The following is a 16815-nucleotide window of genomic DNA, read 5'->3' on the forward strand; positions in this document are numbered from 1 at the left end:
AAAAAGCAACCTATTAGGTTGCTTTTTTATTGGAATATAAATTTGTCTTGGTCGTCCAAAAAACGAAAACGGTTACGCGTTTCTATTAGTTGATGTTTATCTAATTCAATAATCAATATTTCCTCAGTTCCTTGGTTGTTTTTAACTAAACAGTTTCCTAAAGTATCATAGCAAACCGTATTTCCTGTATACTCATAGTTGTTGGCATCAACACCTACTCTATTCACACCTATTGTATAGGTCATATTTTCAATAGCGCGCGCTTTTAATAAAGTATCCCAAGCTTCAATACGAGGTTGAGGCCAACTGGCTACATACAGCAATAAATCATAATTATCGGTATTTCTAGCCCATACAGGAAAACGTAAATCATAACATATTAACGGACAAATTTTCCATCCTTTATAGTCAATTATAATTCTTTCAGTTCCTGCAGAAAACACTTCATGTTCACCTGCCAGCGTAAAGGTGTGTTTTTTGTTATATGAGTTTATTTTTCCTGAAGGATGCACAAATAATAAACGATTGTAAAAACGATCATTTTCACGAATAACGATACTTCCAGTAATTGCAATAGCCTTTTTTCGAGCTAAATTTTTTAGCCATTGAACAGTTTCGCCATCCATAGTTTCAGCAACAATTGAAGCATTCATGGTAAATCCTGTAGTAAACATCTCAGGTAAAACGACTAAATCAATTTCATCTGACAAACCTTTGATTTTTTCTTCAAATCGTTTTCTGTTTTCTGCTGGATTTTCCCAAACCAAATCCGATTGAATCAAAGTTACTTTTAAAGTATTTGCTGTGTTCATAATCATATATTGTCTGTACTATCAAAAGTAGGATAAAAATTGTACTTTGCTTACAAGAAAACTAAGGTATGCAGTCTTTTATTTCAGAAACGTTAGATACTATTTTACAAAACACCAAATCGTTTGAAAATGTTGTGTTTATATTACCTTCACAAAGGGCAGGAGTTTTTGTAAAAGAAACGTTTAAAAAGAAAATTTCGGCAGGTTTTTTACCAGAGATTATAAATATTGGTGATTTTGTTGAAGAAATTTCTGAAATGAAAAAGATTGATGCAGTTCAGCTCCTTTTTCATTTTTATACTATTTACAAAGAACAAGAAGAGAATCCAGATTCGTTTGATGTGTTTTCGTCTTGGGCATTTACACTTTTGCAAGATTTTAATGAAATCGATCAGCACTTGATCAATTCGAGAGAAATCTTTGTGTATTTGCGAGATATTCATCGTTTACGAAAATGGTCGGTAAAAGGAGAGTTTAAAGAAACCGAATTGATGAAAGATCACTTTTCTTTTATGGAAAAGTTGAATAAGTATTACGATGCGTTTTATCAGTTTTTGGTTGAAAACAATATCGGATATCAAGGGGTTTTATATCGAGAATCAACTAAAAAAGTAGCGGATTTCATCCATAGAAATCAACAAAAGAAATACTTTTTTATAGGGTTTAATGCGTTAAATGCTGCGGAAGAATTGTTATTCGAACAATTTTTGTTGAATGGAAATGCAGAAGTCTATTGGGATATTGACAAAACGTTTTATGAAAGTCAACATCAAGCGGGAAGCTTTTTAAGAAAGTATAAAACTCGATGGAAGTATTATCAGCAGCACCCAATTCAAACGATTAAAGACTACTTTTCAGAAAGAAAACATATTGAGGTAATCGGAGCTTCTAAAAACATCACGCAGATAAAGTATGCAGGAGAGATTTTAGAAAAACTTCCTAATTATAATAACACAGCGTTGGTTTTGGCAGATGAAACACTATTACCAATTACGTTGAACTCGTTACCAGCAAGTGTAAATGCTATCAATATTACGATGGGATATCCACTAAAAGATATTCCAACAACGAGTTTAATCTTTGCTATTTTTCAATTATTTCTAAATCAAGAAAAGTTAGAAAAGAAGGAAGAGAACCTTTTTTATCATAAAGATGTGGTACGCTTGGTAAAGGATGCTACTATTTATCGATTATTACAGGTTGATGAGCAAACAAACATTGCAGATGTACTTTCAGAAACAGTAGCTAAAGAGAATAATACCTTTATTAATCAAGAAGAAATTATAACATTTCTTTCTCCAGTTAGTAAGGAGATTCAAGAAAGAATAGCTACTATTTTCAATTCGTTTGTATCGATTAGTGAGTTTCTAAACAGAATTATTGAGTTAATCAACCTGCTGAAAGAAAATGCTAACGAGTTAGAAAAGGAATATTTATTCCGTTTTTACACAGCATTTACTCAGTTGCAAAACTTGCATAATGAATTTGGTTATGTACAAGATTTAAAAACGTTGCATCAATTTTTTAGGCAACTAATACAATCAGAAAGTTTATCATTTCAAGGAGAGCCGTTACAGGGATTACAGTTAATGGGAGTATTAGAAACACGTGTGCTAGATTTTGAAAATGTAATCATCACTTCAGTGAATGAAGGTGTTTTACCAGGAAATCATCAACAAAACACGTTTATTCCTTTTGATGTAAAAATAGAGTTTGGTTTACCAACATACAGAGAAAAAGATGCGCTGTTTTCCTACCACTTTTTCCGATTGTTACAACGTGCCAAAAATATTTACATTTTATACAATACCGAGCACGATGTATTTGGAAGTGGAGAAAAAAGTCGTTTTGTAACGCAGTTAGAAATGATGCGAGACGATATTACTGAAAAGATTATAAGCCCGAAAGTAGTAACATCACCTATTCAATTAAAAGAAATTCAAAAGGATGAAAAGGTATTAGAACGTTTACAAGAATTAGCTCAAAAAGGAATTTCTCCATCGGCATTGACCAATTATTTATATAACCAGATTGCATTTTACAAGCAGAAAATTTTAAAAATAAATGAGCTAGAAGATGTAGAAGAAACTGTTGCCGCTAATACGATGGGAACAGTAGTACACGATACGTTAGAGGAATTGTACAAACCTTTTATAGGGAAGTTTCTGCAAGCACATGATATTGAGGGAATGCAACAAAAAATAAAAAAATTCATCACTTTTTACTTTTCGAAACATTTTAAAAACGGCGATGTAACCACAGGTAAAAACCGATTGATTTTTGAAGTAGCCAATCGTTTTGTAGAGAATTTTCTATTGAAGGAAAAACAATTGCTGAAGGATGAGAATAACCAACTAAAAATAATTGCTACAGAGCAAGAGTTGTCTTCAGAAATAAAGGTGGAAGGAATTGATTTTCCTATAAAAATAAAAGGAATTGTCGATCGAATTGATGAGCTCAATGGTGTTACTCGAATTATCGATTATAAAACAGGGATGGTTGATAATACAAACTTAAAAGTAATCGACTTTGAAGTGATACGTGATTTAAAATACCACAAAGCTATTCAGGTAATGTTGTATGCATTTTTGTATACCCAACACACACAATTTAATTTTGAGAAACCCTTAGCAGCTGGAATTATCTCATTTAAAAATTTAAAAAGTGGCTTTTTACAAATGAATTTTTCATCCAATTATCGAAAACCTGATAATGCTATTACAGAGGAAAGGTTAGAAGAGTTTATGACCGAAATAAAAACAGTGTTAACAGAATTATACAATCCTGTACTCAGCTTTGTAGAAGCTACTAATTTACCTTATTAATAATGTTTTTTTATCTTGTCAATTAACTCAAGAGCATCTTCTTTTTCCATTCTTAAAACCAAGTCCTCAGCGAGGTTTTCAATTTTATCTTTACTAAAAACATATAATTCTTCATAAATCATATTACATAAGTCGGAAAGAAATATTTTGATAAAAGGTTCAATCCTATTATAAAAATTTAAAAGGTGTTTGTAGGTAATTATTTTTTCTGAAAAGAAAGGAGATGTAGGAACTCTTTCATATTCTTCTTTATTAAAAATCAGGTTTAATGTTTTTTCTTCTACTTTTTTAGAATGTTTTATTGAATTATTTAGTTGCTTTAATTGATATATTTCTTCATATCCTTTTAGCTTTTGAAGGTTGATGTTTTTACTATTTAAAAAAGTTTCAACCGTTTTCCAATTAAAGAAGTCTCTTTTGTTTTTAATTTTGAAAGAGTCAGAGATAAGTTTTTTAATGTTAATCTCTATGGATTTAAAAGCATAAACAATTTTCATTTCAGCTAAAGCTTTTAATTCTTCTTCTATATACCAAATAACAGTTTGATTTTCTGATTTAAATGATTCCAGTTCAAAATTTAAAGTTTCTGTATCAAAATTTTCATGATGGTGATTTTGTTGAAGGGACTTTCTTAGTTTTTCATTGAGTATTTTTATACCTTCTTCTTTAGAAGAAATTAAACTATCTATTGAAGCATCAAACTTGTTGTCTTCGAGTTCTAAAGTGGCTAAAAAATGATCAAAGGAGTCTTTGTTAATTTCTCTTAAGTCAGATGTAATATGGTAGTTGTATTCTTTTTTCATTTTTTTAATTACTATCAAGAGCTTACAGCTTGAATATTTAAATAAACAATTTCCCAATCTTGGTTGTTACTTGTATAGGTTTTTAAAGTTTTAAAACCAATTGCTTTATGCGCATTGACAGATCGAGTATTCTTTTCATCAATTTCTGTGATAATAGAGTCGTATATTCCAGAGAATTCTTCTTTCATTTTTGCATACAAATCTCTAAAAATACCCTTACCTCGATAATGTTTGTCTATACAAACTTGTCCCATTAATATATAAGGTTTAGTACCTTGTGAAGTGGTATCTATTTCATCAAACATAGGAATGAGAATAGGGATGTCATTTCTGAAAATTTTAGACATTGATAAAGCATAACCAACAACAGTGCTATTATTTTTTGCAATGATATGTGGATGTATATCGTTCATTTTTTGCAACAACTCTAAGTCATGACGAACCGTAACAAATCCCTGTTCTTTTTTATCTGTTTCTGATAATTTTTCGGGTAAGTTTTGTTGTTGCAATTCCAATATTTGAAGCAATTCTGTTGGGTGGGTTGCAGTAGTGAACTCAATCATAATTAAAAGATAAAAAAGTGGAGCATATCGGAGTCGAACCGATGACCTTTTGACTGCCAGTCAAACGCTCTAGCCAACTGAGCTAATGCCCCAATAAAGATTGTTATGCATTTACATTATTAGAAATGACTTAATACCAAATATAGTATTTTTAAGGATGCGCATTCACCCAAACTTCTCCATCTTCAAAAAATTCTTTTTTCCAAATGGGCACTGTTTCTTTTAAGGTGTCAATGGCATACTGACAAGCTTCAAAAGCGGCTTTTCTGTGTGGAGAAGAAACCGTAATAATTACAGGAATATCACCAATAGTTAACAAACCTTCTGCATGATGAATAGCTATTTTGGTTACTCCAAATTTTTCTAAAGCAGCATCTGTAATTTTTTGCATTTCCTTAATTGCCATAGGCTTGTAAGTAGAAAAATCAAGTTGAGTAACCTCTTTGTTTTGAGTAGTATTTCTTACAGTACCTACAAAAACAGCAATTCCACCACAAGAAGGATCGGCTACAAAATCGTAACATTCTTGTAAATTGAGTTTTTCTGAAGTTATTTTTATAGAAGCAAGATTCATTATTTAACTATAAAGAGATTAAAACTAAAGTTAAAAATATAGTATTTTCGGCAGCTGAAAATACTAAATTAAATAATATGAAGAAAAGTATATTGCTATGTTTTTTAGCTGTTTTTACATTGAAATTAAGCTCCCAAGAAGATTTGATGAGCATATCTTTGGATAAGAGTGGGGTTTTTAAAGAAAGCAAAAGAAGTGTTTTAAATACTATTTATAAAGACGAGTTAAATAATTTATATACCATAAGAACTTTAGATTCTAAAGGAAGTTTGTTGATTGATGTTTTTGATAGTAAGTTTAATAAAATTAACTTTTTTGAACATAAAATTGAAAGAAAACGTAGAATTGTAGGAGGTTTTTTTAAACAGGGCAAATTAGGGTTTGTAGAATATTATACAAATAATAAAGAAAATAAAATAGAGGCTTTTCTATACACTTCGCTAAAGAATGAACTTAAATTTGAAAAGAAGAAAATTTTTGAGGTCACTCTTGATAGATATCCTTCTTTTTTTGAATCAGTTTTTTCAGCTTCAAAAATTGACAAAGATTTTAAAGGAAATATGTCATTTTCTAGATCGGGAAATTATAATGTTTTTAATATTGATTCTTCCGATAAAAAAAATGAACATCACAGTATTAAGGTTTTTGATGAGGATTTTAATAGATTATGGGAGAAAGAATTTGAGTTACCATATAAAGATAAGAGGTTCAAACTTCAAGAAGTTAAAGTTTCTGATAATGGAGAAGTATTTGTTTTAGGAAAAGTATATCCAAAAAAGAAGAAAGAAAAAGGAGGTAATTATCATTATGAATTATTTAAAATTGTAGAAAATAATGTATCATCGATAAAAATATCTGTTGAAGATCATTTTGTAGCAACTTTAGAGTTGGAATTAACAGAAAAAAATAAATTGAGTTGTCTTGGTTTTTATTCTGATATAAATGAAAATAGATTTAAAGGAGTATGCTCATTTATTTTAAACACAAAAGATATTAATATTGAAAATTCAACATTTTCGCCTTTTACAGAACAATTTTTGAAGGACAAATATGGAGAGTCTAAAGATCGAGAATTAAGAAATGTTAAGTTTAAAGATGTTTCTTATATGAAAGAAGGAGGAATGATTATCACTGCAGAAGAATTTTTTATAACAACAACGTATGTACACAACCAATATGGAGGATATACGAGAATATCATATAATTTTGATGATATAATTGTTCTTAGATTAGATAAAGAAGGCAGGTTAAAATGGGCTAGAAATATTAATAAAGCTCAAACATCAAATTATTTTTCAGATCCATTAATGTCATTTGGAACAGCACAATATAATAATGATAAATACCTAATTTTGAATGCACATAAGAAAATGGGAGAATTATCTGGTGGGAGAATTAAATTTAGAGAAAGTTTTTTATGGAATACAACAAAAAATAACACAAACTTATATATTGTTAAGTTAGATCCAAGTGGTGAAATTGTTTATAAATCGCTATTATCTAATAAAGAAGAAGAAACACCATTTAATTGTAGGTTTATAGAGCAAGTTTCAGATAAAGAACTAATTTTATATGGTCAAAGAAAAAACAAAAAACAATTTTTAAAAATAACAATCAATTAGATTTAAGTGATGAAAACATTGAACGATTTCAATTTCGAAAATAAAAAAGCATTAATCCGTGTAGACTTTAACGTGCCTTTAAACGATACTTTTGAAGTAACAGACGATACAAGAATTCAAGCAGCAAAACCAACGATTATTAAAATATTAGAAGATGGAGGTAGCTGTGTGTTAATGTCGCATTTAGGGCGCCCAAAAGGTAAAGAAGATCAGTTTTCGTTACGTCATATTGTTAGCAAAGTAACAGAAGTGTTAGGTGTACAAGTGAAATTTGTTGATGACTGTATTGGCTCAGCAGTTGAAGAGGCTGTAACCAATTTAAAAAGTGGAGAGATTTTACTACTAGAAAACTTACGTTTTTATCCAGAAGAAAAAGCAGGAGATGTTGCGTTTGCCGAACAATTATCTAAATGGGGTGATGTATATGTAAATGACGCATTTGGTACTGCACACAGAGCACATGCTTCTACTGCAATTATTGCACAATTTTTTCCAGAAAATAAATGTTTCGGTAATTTATTAGCAACAGAAATTGAAAGTATTGATAAAGTATTAAACAATTCAGAAAAACCAGTAACTGCTATTTTAGGAGGTGCGAAAGTGTCGTCTAAAATTGGTGTGATTGAAAATATTATTGAGAAAGTAGATCACATCATCGTTGGTGGTGGGATGACGTTTACGTTTATTAAAGCTTTAGGAGGTAAGATTGGAAACTCATTAGTTGAAGAGGATAAATTAGCCTTAGCCTTAGAAATTTTAGCGAAAGCGAAAGAGAATAATACTGAAATTCATTTACCAGTAGATGCTGTTATTGCAGATGCTTTTTCAAACGATGCCAATACACAAGTAGTAGACACAAATGAAATTCCTGATGGATGGATGGGGTTAGATTGCGGACCTAAAACCGTTGAAAAATTTGCTAAAGTTATCGCAAAGTCTAAAACGATTTTATGGAATGGTCCTTTAGGAGTTTTTGAAATGGAAAAGTTTGCACAAGGAACCATTGGTTTAGGAAATGCAATTGATGAAGCAACTAAGAATGGTGCATTCTCGTTAGTTGGAGGAGGAGATTCAGTTGCAGCGGTAAAACAATTCGGATTTGCTGATAAAGTGAGTTATGTGTCTACAGGTGGAGGAGCGATGTTAGAAATGTTAGAAGGACGTACCTTACCAGGAATTGAAGCAATTTTAAAATAATTTGTCATTTCGAGCGGTAGCGAGAAATCTCATTAAAGGGAGTAACTTTTTAAATTAAAGATTTCTCAATCGTGCCTCTTTCGAAATGACTATTGGTTTATAGTAAACCTTAATAGTTATACAACAATATGAAATATACAACACTACCCAATACCAATGTAAAAGTTTCTAAAATTTGTTTAGGAACGATGACATGGGGGCGACAAAATACAGAAGCAGAAGGTCATGAACAAATGGATTATGCCTTAGAACAAGGGGTGAACTTTTTTGATACCGCGGAATTGTATTCTGTACCAGCCACCCCAGAAACATATGGAGCTACTGAGAAAATTATAGGTTCTTGGTTCAAAAAAACTGGAAATAGAGATAAAGTAGTGTTAGCATCTAAAATTGCTGGAGGAGGCGATTATACTGCGCATATTAGAACAGGAGGATTTAATAGAAAAAATATATCAGAAGCGATTGAAGGTAGTTTAAAACGTCTACAAACCGATTATATTGATTTGTATCAGTTACACTGGCCAGATCGTGGAGTGAACTGTTTTGGAGTACGTGATTATCCGTATAAAACTTCTGCGAAAGAAGCTGAAAAGCATTTAGAAATTTTAGAGACTTTAAATGACTTTGTAAAACAAGGAAAAATAAAGCACGTAGGTTTGTCTAACGAAACGCCTTGGGGAACGATGAAATACTTGCAAACAGCAGAGCAACATGGTTTACCAAGAATGGTTACGATTCAAAACTCATACTCGTTAATTCACAGAGGATATGAGGTGGGAATGTCTGAGGTTTCTATGAGAGAAAATATTGGATTACTGGCTTACTCTCCACTAGCACAAGGAGTATTAACAGGAAAATATATTGACGGAAAAACTCCAGAAGGAGCGAGAGGAACTTTATTTCCAAGGTTTATTGCTAGGTATAAAAATGAAGGTTCAGAAAAAGCAGTTTTAGAGTATCAAAAAATAGCAACTAAATACGGATTGACGTTAACAGAACTATCATTGGCGTATATCAATCAGTTACCATTTGTAACGAGTAATATTATTGGAGCTACTAAAATGAGTCAGTTAAAAGAGAATATCAATTCTATCAATATAGAATTGTCTGATGATATTTTAGCAGAGATTGAAGCAGTACATACAATGATTCCTAATCCAGCACCTTAATTAGGTAGTGATGCAATAAATAAAAAAAAACGAAGTAAACTTTACTTCGGTTTTTTTTATACATTTTATTCTTCAACTATTTTAAAAGAAGTAGCTTTAAATCGACCGTTTTCAATTTTTCCAGCAACTTCTGCTTTTCTAACCACATTACAAAAACCAATATTTTCATCATGTGCATCGCCATAATCGTCTATGTGAGCACCATCAATAAAATAGGCTTGACCATCTATTTTTATGGCTAAATCACATCCGTTTTGATTTTTCAATCCGAATTGACATTGTCCGCAAGAAGCTTCAACGATTTGAGTTTTTTCTTTAGGAGTGTTGCAAGAAGCAATTCCAATAAAAGCTATAATTAGTAATTTTTTCATAGGGTGAATATAGGTAAATAACCATAAAAAACCCAGAATAAATTTATTCTGGGTTTTTATCTTTATACTATTTATTGGCTAACTTTCTTCTTCTCCAACAGGTTCTCCTTGTGTGGTTACTGAACCTGTACTAGCATTTCCATATACTGGAGTTTCATTTCTAAGAATATCAATTACTCTAGCGAAATTTTCGGCTGTCATGTATGGGGTTTCTTCTCTTTTTCCTTGAAATGTAGTAAAGTAAAATTTTCCTAAATCAATTTTAGGATCCCATAATGCTTGATAGCTCGTTAATTTTGTCCATCCTGTCGTTCCTTGTGCATAATGTGGCATAATAATTTTATTTTGAGGTTAATAGTTGTGTAAAACTATCAAAAAATAATACTGTAATACCAATCGTATTCCCTGTTTATAAGAGGGAGATACTCCTGAATTTTAAGGATAGAAAGACCAAAATTTTAAGGGTTTTATAATTAATACCCTATCTTTTTACGAACTCTTTGTAAAACATCTTTTGCGATTATACGAGCCTTTTCTGCACCCACAGCTAATGCTTCATCAATTTCATGACGATTTTCCATATAGTGGTTGTACTTAGTACGAATATCAGCGAATTCTTCTATGATTAATTCGTATAAAGCTTGTTTAGCATGACCATAACCATAGTTTCCACCTTCATAATTTGCACGCATTTCAGCTATTTGCTCTTCAGAAGCTAATAGTTTATACAAAGCAAAAACGTTATCAGTATCTGGATCCTTAGGATCTTCTAAAGCTTTACTATCTGTTTGAATCCCCATAATTTGCTTACGCAATTTCTTGTCTGGTAAGAAAATATTGATGAAATTATTTCGTGATTTACTCATTTTTTCACCATCAGTTCCAGGAACTAATTTGGTGTCTTCACTTATTTTTTCTTGAGGTGGAACTAAAGTTTCACCCACAATATTGTTAAATCTGTTAGCTACATCGCGAGTCATTTCTAAATGCTGTAACTGATCTTTTCCTACAGGCACAATTTCAGCATCGTACAATAAAATATCTGCAGCCATTAACATCGGGTAGGTAAATAAACCAGCATTTACATCGGCTAAACGATCGGCTTTGTCTTTAAAACCGTGCGCCAAGGTTAAACGTTGGTATGGAAAAAAGCAGCTCAAATACCAAGTTAACTCAGTAACTTCAGGAATATCACTTTGACGGTAAAATACTGTTTTACTAATATCTATACCACAGGCAAGCCAAGTTGCAGCAACACTATAGGTGTTTTCTCGCAATTCGTTTCCATCTTTAATCTGAGTTAAAGAGTGCATATCGGCAATGAAAATAAATGATTCATTTTTAGAATCATTTGCCATATCAATAGCAGGTAAAATTGCTCCTAATAAATTTCCTAAATGTGGGGTTCCTGTACTTTGTACGCCTGTTAAAATTCTTGACATAGGTCTGTTTTGTAATATTTGTATTTAAGTTATTACTTAAGCAAGCAAAAATAAGCTTAAAATTTATCAAACAAAAGAAATTACTACATTCGCACTTATAGTTAAATTCTACAGTAGAGATTTGTTACAGTAAAGTTTAGTTCTTCTACAAAAGAAAGGGTTAAATGGAATTGGGTTAATTATAAATTAAAGATTTGAAATATATATATTTTCCTTTTAGACTTATTTGGCGTATTTGGTTTTATGTACTCGTCATTATTTCCATATTAATTATGGCGCCATTTATGTTGATACTTACCTCAGATGAAAAATACTATCCTATTTTTTGGAAGGTAATGAGGGGATGGTCGTTTTTTTTGATCTATGGAATGGGCTTTAGGTTAAAGGTAGAAAGAGAGCAAGAAATTGATCGAAATAAAAGCTATATGTTTTGTGCCAATCATGCATCATTAATAGATCCATGGGTACTAATAGCTACAAGTAAAAATCCAATTGTTTTTGTTGGAAAAAAAGAATTAGTAAAGTTGCCAATTTTTGGGTTTTTCTACAAAAAAGTAGTTGTGATGGTTGATAGAAATGATGCCAAAAGTAGGAAAAATGTATACGGGAGAGCCAAGAACAGACTTAAAAATGGAACGAGTGTAGCTATTTTTCCTGAGGGATTAGTACCTACTGAAAATATCGTACTAGCTCCTTTTAAAAATGGAGCGTTTAGTTTAGCAATAGAGCATCAAATACCCATAGTACCTCAAGTATATTATGATGGAAAGCGTTTATTTTCTTGGGATTTTTTTAAAGGACGTCCAGGGACTTTAAGAGTAAAGCAGTGTAAATTTATTGAGTGTGATGAGCTAAATTTAGAAGAAAAAGAGCAGTTAAAAAATAAAACGTACAATTTGATATACAATGAATTAATAAATGATGAGTTGTATATGGAAGATACTTATAGACCAAATAATGAGCGAGAATTTAAATCACCATTATAACGATAAAGAAGAAAAACTGAATATACTTACACATGGTTTCGGATTGTTGCTAAGTATCATTGTTTTCCCATTTTTAATACAAAAATCGTTTGTATATACTGATTTTTGGAAAATATCTAGTTTTTACGTTTACGGAATAAGCATGATAATTCTTTATGCAGCATCAACATTTTATCATGCTGCAAAAGAACCAAAAATTAGACGGAAGTTAAATATTTTTGATCATGCTGCAATTTATGTGCTCATTGCAGGAACCTATACTCCTTTTTGCTTATTAGTATTGCCCCAAAAAATAGGATGGTATTTGTTTATAGTAGTTTGGATTTTTGCTTTAACGGGTGTTATTCTCAAGTTGTTTTTTACTGGGAAGTTCGATAAGCTATCAACAGCTATATATTTGCTAATGGGGTGGCAAATTATATTTTTAATCAAACCTTTGATTGATAATTTTTCAAATAGTGGTTTACTATATCTTTTTTTTGGTGGAGTTTTTTATACCGCTGGGGCTATTTTTTATTCCATTAATAAGCTAAAATATAACCACGCAATATTTCATGTTTTTGTTCTCTTAGGAAGCTTTAGTCATTTTATGACTATATACTTATATATCTAGTGTTTAAATACTCGTTGTAAGCTTTTTGTCTGTTAAAAAAATAAATAAAAAGTAATTTAAATGTTAATTTATTGCAAATGGTTATTTTTTTACTTGTATTAGTTAGTATTGTATCAATCTAACATGTTTTATAGTTGTAGATTTAAGTATTTAAAAATCAATCAATTATGAAGCAAAAAACTATTTTGTTACCCTTCTTAAGCTTTTTAATTTTAGTATCAACAACACTTACAGCTCAAGATTGCAGGGTAACCAGCGAAAATCAAAAGGTATTTTTAAAATACCCAAAATCAAAGGTAGAATACAATAACTTTAATGTTCTAACAAAAAGAATAGTTAAGGAGAGAAAACAGACAAGACTTAATAAGTCTGGTGAAACATATACAATTCCCGTAGTTGTGCATGTTTATGGTGATGTTCAACATGGGAAAACAGTTACATACGACAAAATCAAAATTGCACTCGACAAATTAAATGAAGACTTTAATGGTTTAAATGATGACTTTAATTCTATTGATCCTGTTTTTGACGGTAGAAAAGCAACACTAAGTATACGTTTTGCATTAGCAAAAATTGATCCTAATGGAGGAAGTACCAACGGAGTTGTTTTTCATGCTGAAAAATCAGGTTATGGTAATGGCGGTGGCTATGACGATCAAATAGCTGCGGATGCTTGGGACAACTACAAGTATATGAATGTATATATTATGGGAGATTTGTATGGAGATGGAGGTGCTACAAACTCTGGGGTTGCATGGTATCCAAATACATCCATGTCAGATAATAATACAGCAAGAGTTGTTTATAATGGACGATATATTTATGGTAATACAGATAAAGAATTTGCTTCTGTGTTAACTCATGAATTTGGCCATTGGTTAAATTTAATTCATACGTTTGAAGGTGGATGTAATGATCCGAATGGCGATTATGTGGATGATACACCAAAAGAAGACTCCAATTCTGGAGACGATGGTTGTACTGTAGGCGCCAGTGATTGTGGTAATTTAATAAACTACGAAAATTATATGGGATACGATGCTGCTGCTGGATGTGGAAAAATGTTTACAAAAGGTCAGGTTGATAGAATGCTAGTGACATTAGAGCATCCAGCTCGTAAACCTTTGTGGCAGCAAGCAAACTTAACAGCTACAGGAGTAAATTTAGATGGAGCATCATTAATAGTTGATTCTACTATAGTGGAAGAAGCGTTGTCAAATGATGGTTCAATGGTTGATGAGGCAAAAAATATATCTGTAGATGGAACTACGTTTTCAGTTTCTTCAGGAAGTTTAACTTCTGGAACTCATTTTGATGCAAATCTTCCTCAAGGTATATCTGTTCAAATAACTGCACTTAATAATACAACGCTGAGTGTAAAATTTACAGGGAAAGCAACAAACCATGCTAAATTAAATAACACTACAGGTTCTGTTACATTTAAAGATGCTGCAATTTCAGGAGGAACATCTTCTTTAAATTCTAATAAAGTAACGTTTAATTTTTCTTTTTATGATCCTTACAAAGTAGTGTATTTTGATAACCAAGATTACACAGCTAATTCAGGAAATACCTGGACGTTTTTTACAATAGACGGTGCTACTAACAATAGGTTTGGAACTTTTTACGAGAATAATTCGTTGATATTAGAGACCTATAAAAAAGCATTGATATGTCAAACAGGAACTAGAAATGTGAAGCCAATTGAAGAGAATACAGTAATTAATCAGGAAAGTTCTTGGGTAGATGGAGGAGGATATCCCGATTTGCATGTAATTAGAAAGTCGAGTTATACTTCTTGGGATGGTAAAACAGCTTACATAGGTTTTCAATTAGAACTATATCCAGGAAAAACTAATTATGGTTGGTTTAGAGTTAGTGTTAACAACAATGGAACGTCATATTCTTTATTAGATTACGCATATAGTACAGAGCCTTTTGGTGCTATCAAAGCTGGAAGTAAGGTTTGGGATGGGAATACTGGAGCTACATGTAGTGACGGAATTCAGAATGGAGATGAAACAGGTGTAGATTGTGGTGGTTCTTGTGAGCCTTGTGCTGTAATATATTGCGATTCTAATGGAAAGAGTGTTAACGATGAATTTATTAGTAAAGTTGAATTAAATACTATTAGTAATAGTTCATCAGGATCAAGTGGAGGATATGAAGACTATACAAAAAGTATATCTACATCATTATCAAAAGACAATGATTATTCAATAACTATCACTCCCAGTTGGAGCAGTACTGTTTATTCAGAAGGATACAGTGTTTGGATTGATTACAATCAAGATGGGGATTTTACAGATGCAGGTGAACAAGTATGGACTAAAGCAGCCTCAAAAGATACTTCGGGAACAGGTCAGTTTTCAGTTCCCAGTACCGCTAAATTAGGAAGTACTAGAATGAGGGTTTCTATGAAGTATAATGGCATACCTACTTCTTGCGAATCGTTTAGCTATGGTGAAGTAGAAGATTATAAAGTAATTATAAGTGAAGATTCACAGCCAACGTGTAGTGATGGAATTCAAAATGGAGATGAAACTGGAGTTGATTGTGGAGGTAGCTGCGCACCTTGTAGCACAAATGATGAAATAGTATATGTTGATATTCCGGATTTAACAGTAAGTGCTAGTAACACTTGGGAGTTTTTTAGAATAGAAACTGGAGATGACACAGGATATGGAGCGTGGTATAGTAGTGGTTCAGTAAGACTTGTTACTTATGATAAAGATGTTGTTTGTGATGGAAATACTAGAAATGTATTGCTTTTAGGAGAAAATGTAGTAGTAGGTTCATCAAGTAATTTTGTAGTAGAGTCTAATAGCTATGTGGTTAGTTCTGATGATTACTCTAGTTCGAATGGAAAGACAGGATTTATAGGATTCACATTTAAAATAAATGGGAATACACATTACGGGTGGTTTCACATAACCGTAGCAAATGATGGAAAATCATATTCAATTACTGATTATGCCTATAATAAAACGGCTAATGGAACAATTTATACAGAAACAAGAGGAACTGTAGGACCAGATAAAAATGGTTTAGATACAAACATAGTGTCAGTGACTCCTAATCCATTTAACATGAAAGCTAAAATTGATATATCGAGTATAGAGAATAAGAGCGGAATGAAATTAGAAGTGTATGATTTATCAGGAAGGTATATTTATGGAAGAGTAATTCCTTCGTCATCAACATCAGTTATAGTAGATGATACCATGATTAAAAAAAGTGGAATTTATTTGTTAAAATTATACACAGAAAAAGATGTCAAAACAATGAGTGTAATAAAAGAATAAAGAAACATTCTTAATTAAAGCTTTGAGCCTGTTTGAGTTTTCAAACGGGCTTTTTACCATTCATTATAGGGGTGCTTACTTAAGTTTGAATTGTAATATTGGGCAATTCCTGTAACTTCTTTTCCTAACCATTGAGGTTTAGCAAAATGCTCGTTTTCATCTTCCAACTCAACTTCAGCAATAAATAATCCGTTATTTTCTCCTAAAAACTCATCTACTTCAAAAATGTGTTTTCCCGTTTTTATCAAATATCGGTATTTTTCAATAATACCTTTTTCGCATAAACCGAAAAGTTTTTCGGCTTCGTCTCTATCAATTTCCTTTTCCCATTCAAAACGAGTAGTTCCATTAGCATTTGAAGGGCCTTTGATGGTTAAAAAGCCTTTGTCGTCTTTAATTCGAACACGTACTACGCGTTCTTTGTCAGAATTTAAAAATCCTTGTTTGATGTAGTTTTTTTGAAAAGCATCTTGTTTAAAATCTAAAGATGTTACTAGGAATTTTCGCTCTATTTCTACTGTCATATCAAACCA

General features: G+C 31.6%; 15 protein-coding genes and 1 tRNA gene. 7 read left to right on the top strand and 9 right to left on the bottom strand.

Going from position 1 to position 16815, the window contains the following annotated elements; translation table 11 throughout:
- Nucleotides 1–26: 26 nt before the first annotated feature.
- On the bottom strand, nt 27–812 hold the full coding sequence (locus tag ACQY6M_RS04810) for an amidohydrolase (RefSeq protein ID WP_428743618.1): 786 nt from the start codon (nt 810–812) through the stop codon (nt 27–29).
- Between the two features lie 68 nt (nt 813–880).
- Between ACQY6M_RS04810 and ACQY6M_RS04815 the strand changes: the two genes are divergently transcribed.
- Nucleotides 881–3637: a PD-(D/E)XK nuclease family protein gene (locus ACQY6M_RS04815; RefSeq protein ID WP_428743619.1), complete on the top strand. Its 2757-nt coding sequence runs from the start codon at nt 881–883 to the stop codon at nt 3635–3637.
- Here the strand turns inward: ACQY6M_RS04815 and ACQY6M_RS04820 are convergent.
- The 4 genes from ACQY6M_RS04820 to ACQY6M_RS04835 form a co-directional block, all read right to left on the bottom strand.
- Nucleotides 3634–4440 (bottom strand): hypothetical protein, encoded by an 807-nt coding sequence (locus ACQY6M_RS04820; RefSeq protein WP_428743620.1) that lies wholly within the window; start codon nt 4438–4440, stop codon nt 3634–3636. The two genes, ACQY6M_RS04815 and ACQY6M_RS04820, sit on opposite strands and share 4 nt — an antisense overlap.
- A gap of 14 nt (nt 4441–4454) precedes the next feature.
- Nucleotides 4455–5003, bottom strand: coding sequence for a GNAT family N-acetyltransferase (locus tag ACQY6M_RS04825; RefSeq protein ID WP_428743621.1), 549 nt, complete (start codon nt 5001–5003; stop codon nt 4455–4457).
- Nucleotides 5004–5021: 18 nt separating this feature from the next.
- A tRNA-Ala gene (locus ACQY6M_RS04830) sits at nt 5022–5095 on the bottom strand.
- 59 nt (nt 5096–5154) lie between these two features.
- Nucleotides 5155–5577 (bottom strand): molybdenum cofactor biosynthesis protein MoaE, encoded by a 423-nt coding sequence (locus ACQY6M_RS04835; RefSeq protein ID WP_428743622.1) that lies wholly within the window; start codon nt 5575–5577, stop codon nt 5155–5157.
- A 77-nt stretch (nt 5578–5654) separates the two neighbouring features.
- On the opposite strand from ACQY6M_RS04835, the gene ACQY6M_RS04840 reads away from it, so the two are divergent.
- From ACQY6M_RS04840 to ACQY6M_RS04850, 3 genes are all read left to right on the top strand, one after another.
- Nucleotides 5655–7199: a hypothetical protein gene (locus ACQY6M_RS04840; RefSeq protein ID WP_428743623.1), complete on the top strand. Its 1545-nt coding sequence runs from the start codon at nt 5655–5657 to the stop codon at nt 7197–7199.
- Nucleotides 7200–7208: 9 nt separating this feature from the next.
- Nucleotides 7209–8396, top strand: coding sequence for a phosphoglycerate kinase (locus tag ACQY6M_RS04845; protein WP_428743624.1), 1188 nt, complete (start codon nt 7209–7211; stop codon nt 8394–8396).
- A 128-nt stretch (nt 8397–8524) separates the two neighbouring features.
- On the top strand, nt 8525–9565 hold the full coding sequence (locus ACQY6M_RS04850) for an NADP(H)-dependent aldo-keto reductase (RefSeq protein WP_428743625.1): 1041 nt from the start codon (nt 8525–8527) through the stop codon (nt 9563–9565).
- Nucleotides 9566–9630: 65 nt separating this feature from the next.
- Here the strand turns inward: ACQY6M_RS04850 and ACQY6M_RS04855 are convergent, their stop codons facing one another.
- The 3 genes from ACQY6M_RS04855 to trpS all read right to left on the bottom strand — a co-directional run bounded on the left by ACQY6M_RS04855 (nt 9631) and on the right by trpS (nt 11378).
- Nucleotides 9631–9936: a DUF6370 family protein gene (locus ACQY6M_RS04855; protein ID WP_428743626.1), complete on the bottom strand. Its 306-nt coding sequence runs from the start codon at nt 9934–9936 to the stop codon at nt 9631–9633.
- Between the two features lie 78 nt (nt 9937–10014).
- Complete coding sequence (locus ACQY6M_RS04860) at nt 10015–10269, bottom strand: hypothetical protein (RefSeq protein ID WP_428743627.1); 255 nt, start codon at nt 10267–10269, stop codon at nt 10015–10017.
- Nucleotides 10270–10409: 140 nt separating this feature from the next.
- Nucleotides 10410–11378 (bottom strand): tryptophan--tRNA ligase, encoded by a 969-nt coding sequence (gene trpS / locus ACQY6M_RS04865; protein WP_428743628.1) that lies wholly within the window; start codon nt 11376–11378, stop codon nt 10410–10412.
- 194 nt (nt 11379–11572) lie between these two features.
- Here trpS and ACQY6M_RS04870 point away from each other — a divergent pair, with 194 nt between their 5' ends.
- The 3 genes from ACQY6M_RS04870 to ACQY6M_RS04880 all read left to right on the top strand — a co-directional run bounded on the left by ACQY6M_RS04870 (nt 11573) and on the right by ACQY6M_RS04880 (nt 16282).
- Nucleotides 11573–12364, top strand: coding sequence for a lysophospholipid acyltransferase family protein (locus ACQY6M_RS04870; RefSeq protein WP_428743629.1), 792 nt, complete (start codon nt 11573–11575; stop codon nt 12362–12364).
- Nucleotides 12336–12977: a PAQR family membrane homeostasis protein TrhA gene (gene trhA / locus ACQY6M_RS04875; RefSeq protein WP_428743630.1), complete on the top strand. Its 642-nt coding sequence runs from the start codon at nt 12336–12338 to the stop codon at nt 12975–12977. The genes ACQY6M_RS04870 and trhA overlap by 29 nt, the downstream gene beginning before the upstream one ends.
- A gap of 167 nt (nt 12978–13144) precedes the next feature.
- On the top strand, nt 13145–16282 hold the full coding sequence (locus ACQY6M_RS04880) for a M43 family zinc metalloprotease (RefSeq protein ID WP_428743631.1): 3138 nt from the start codon (nt 13145–13147) through the stop codon (nt 16280–16282).
- Between the two features lie 53 nt (nt 16283–16335).
- Here the strand turns inward: ACQY6M_RS04880 and ACQY6M_RS04885 are convergent, their stop codons facing one another.
- The gene (locus tag ACQY6M_RS04885) at nt 16336–16806 is read right to left on the bottom strand and encodes a CYTH domain-containing protein (protein WP_428743632.1); all 471 of its coding nucleotides are present in this window, start codon (nt 16804–16806) and stop codon (nt 16336–16338) included.
- Nucleotides 16807–16815: the final 9 nt, after the last annotated feature.

The sequence above is a fragment of the Tenacibaculum sp. genome, assembly GCF_050290165.1.
Taxonomy (GTDB): Bacteria; Bacteroidota; Bacteroidia; order Flavobacteriales; family Flavobacteriaceae; genus Polaribacter.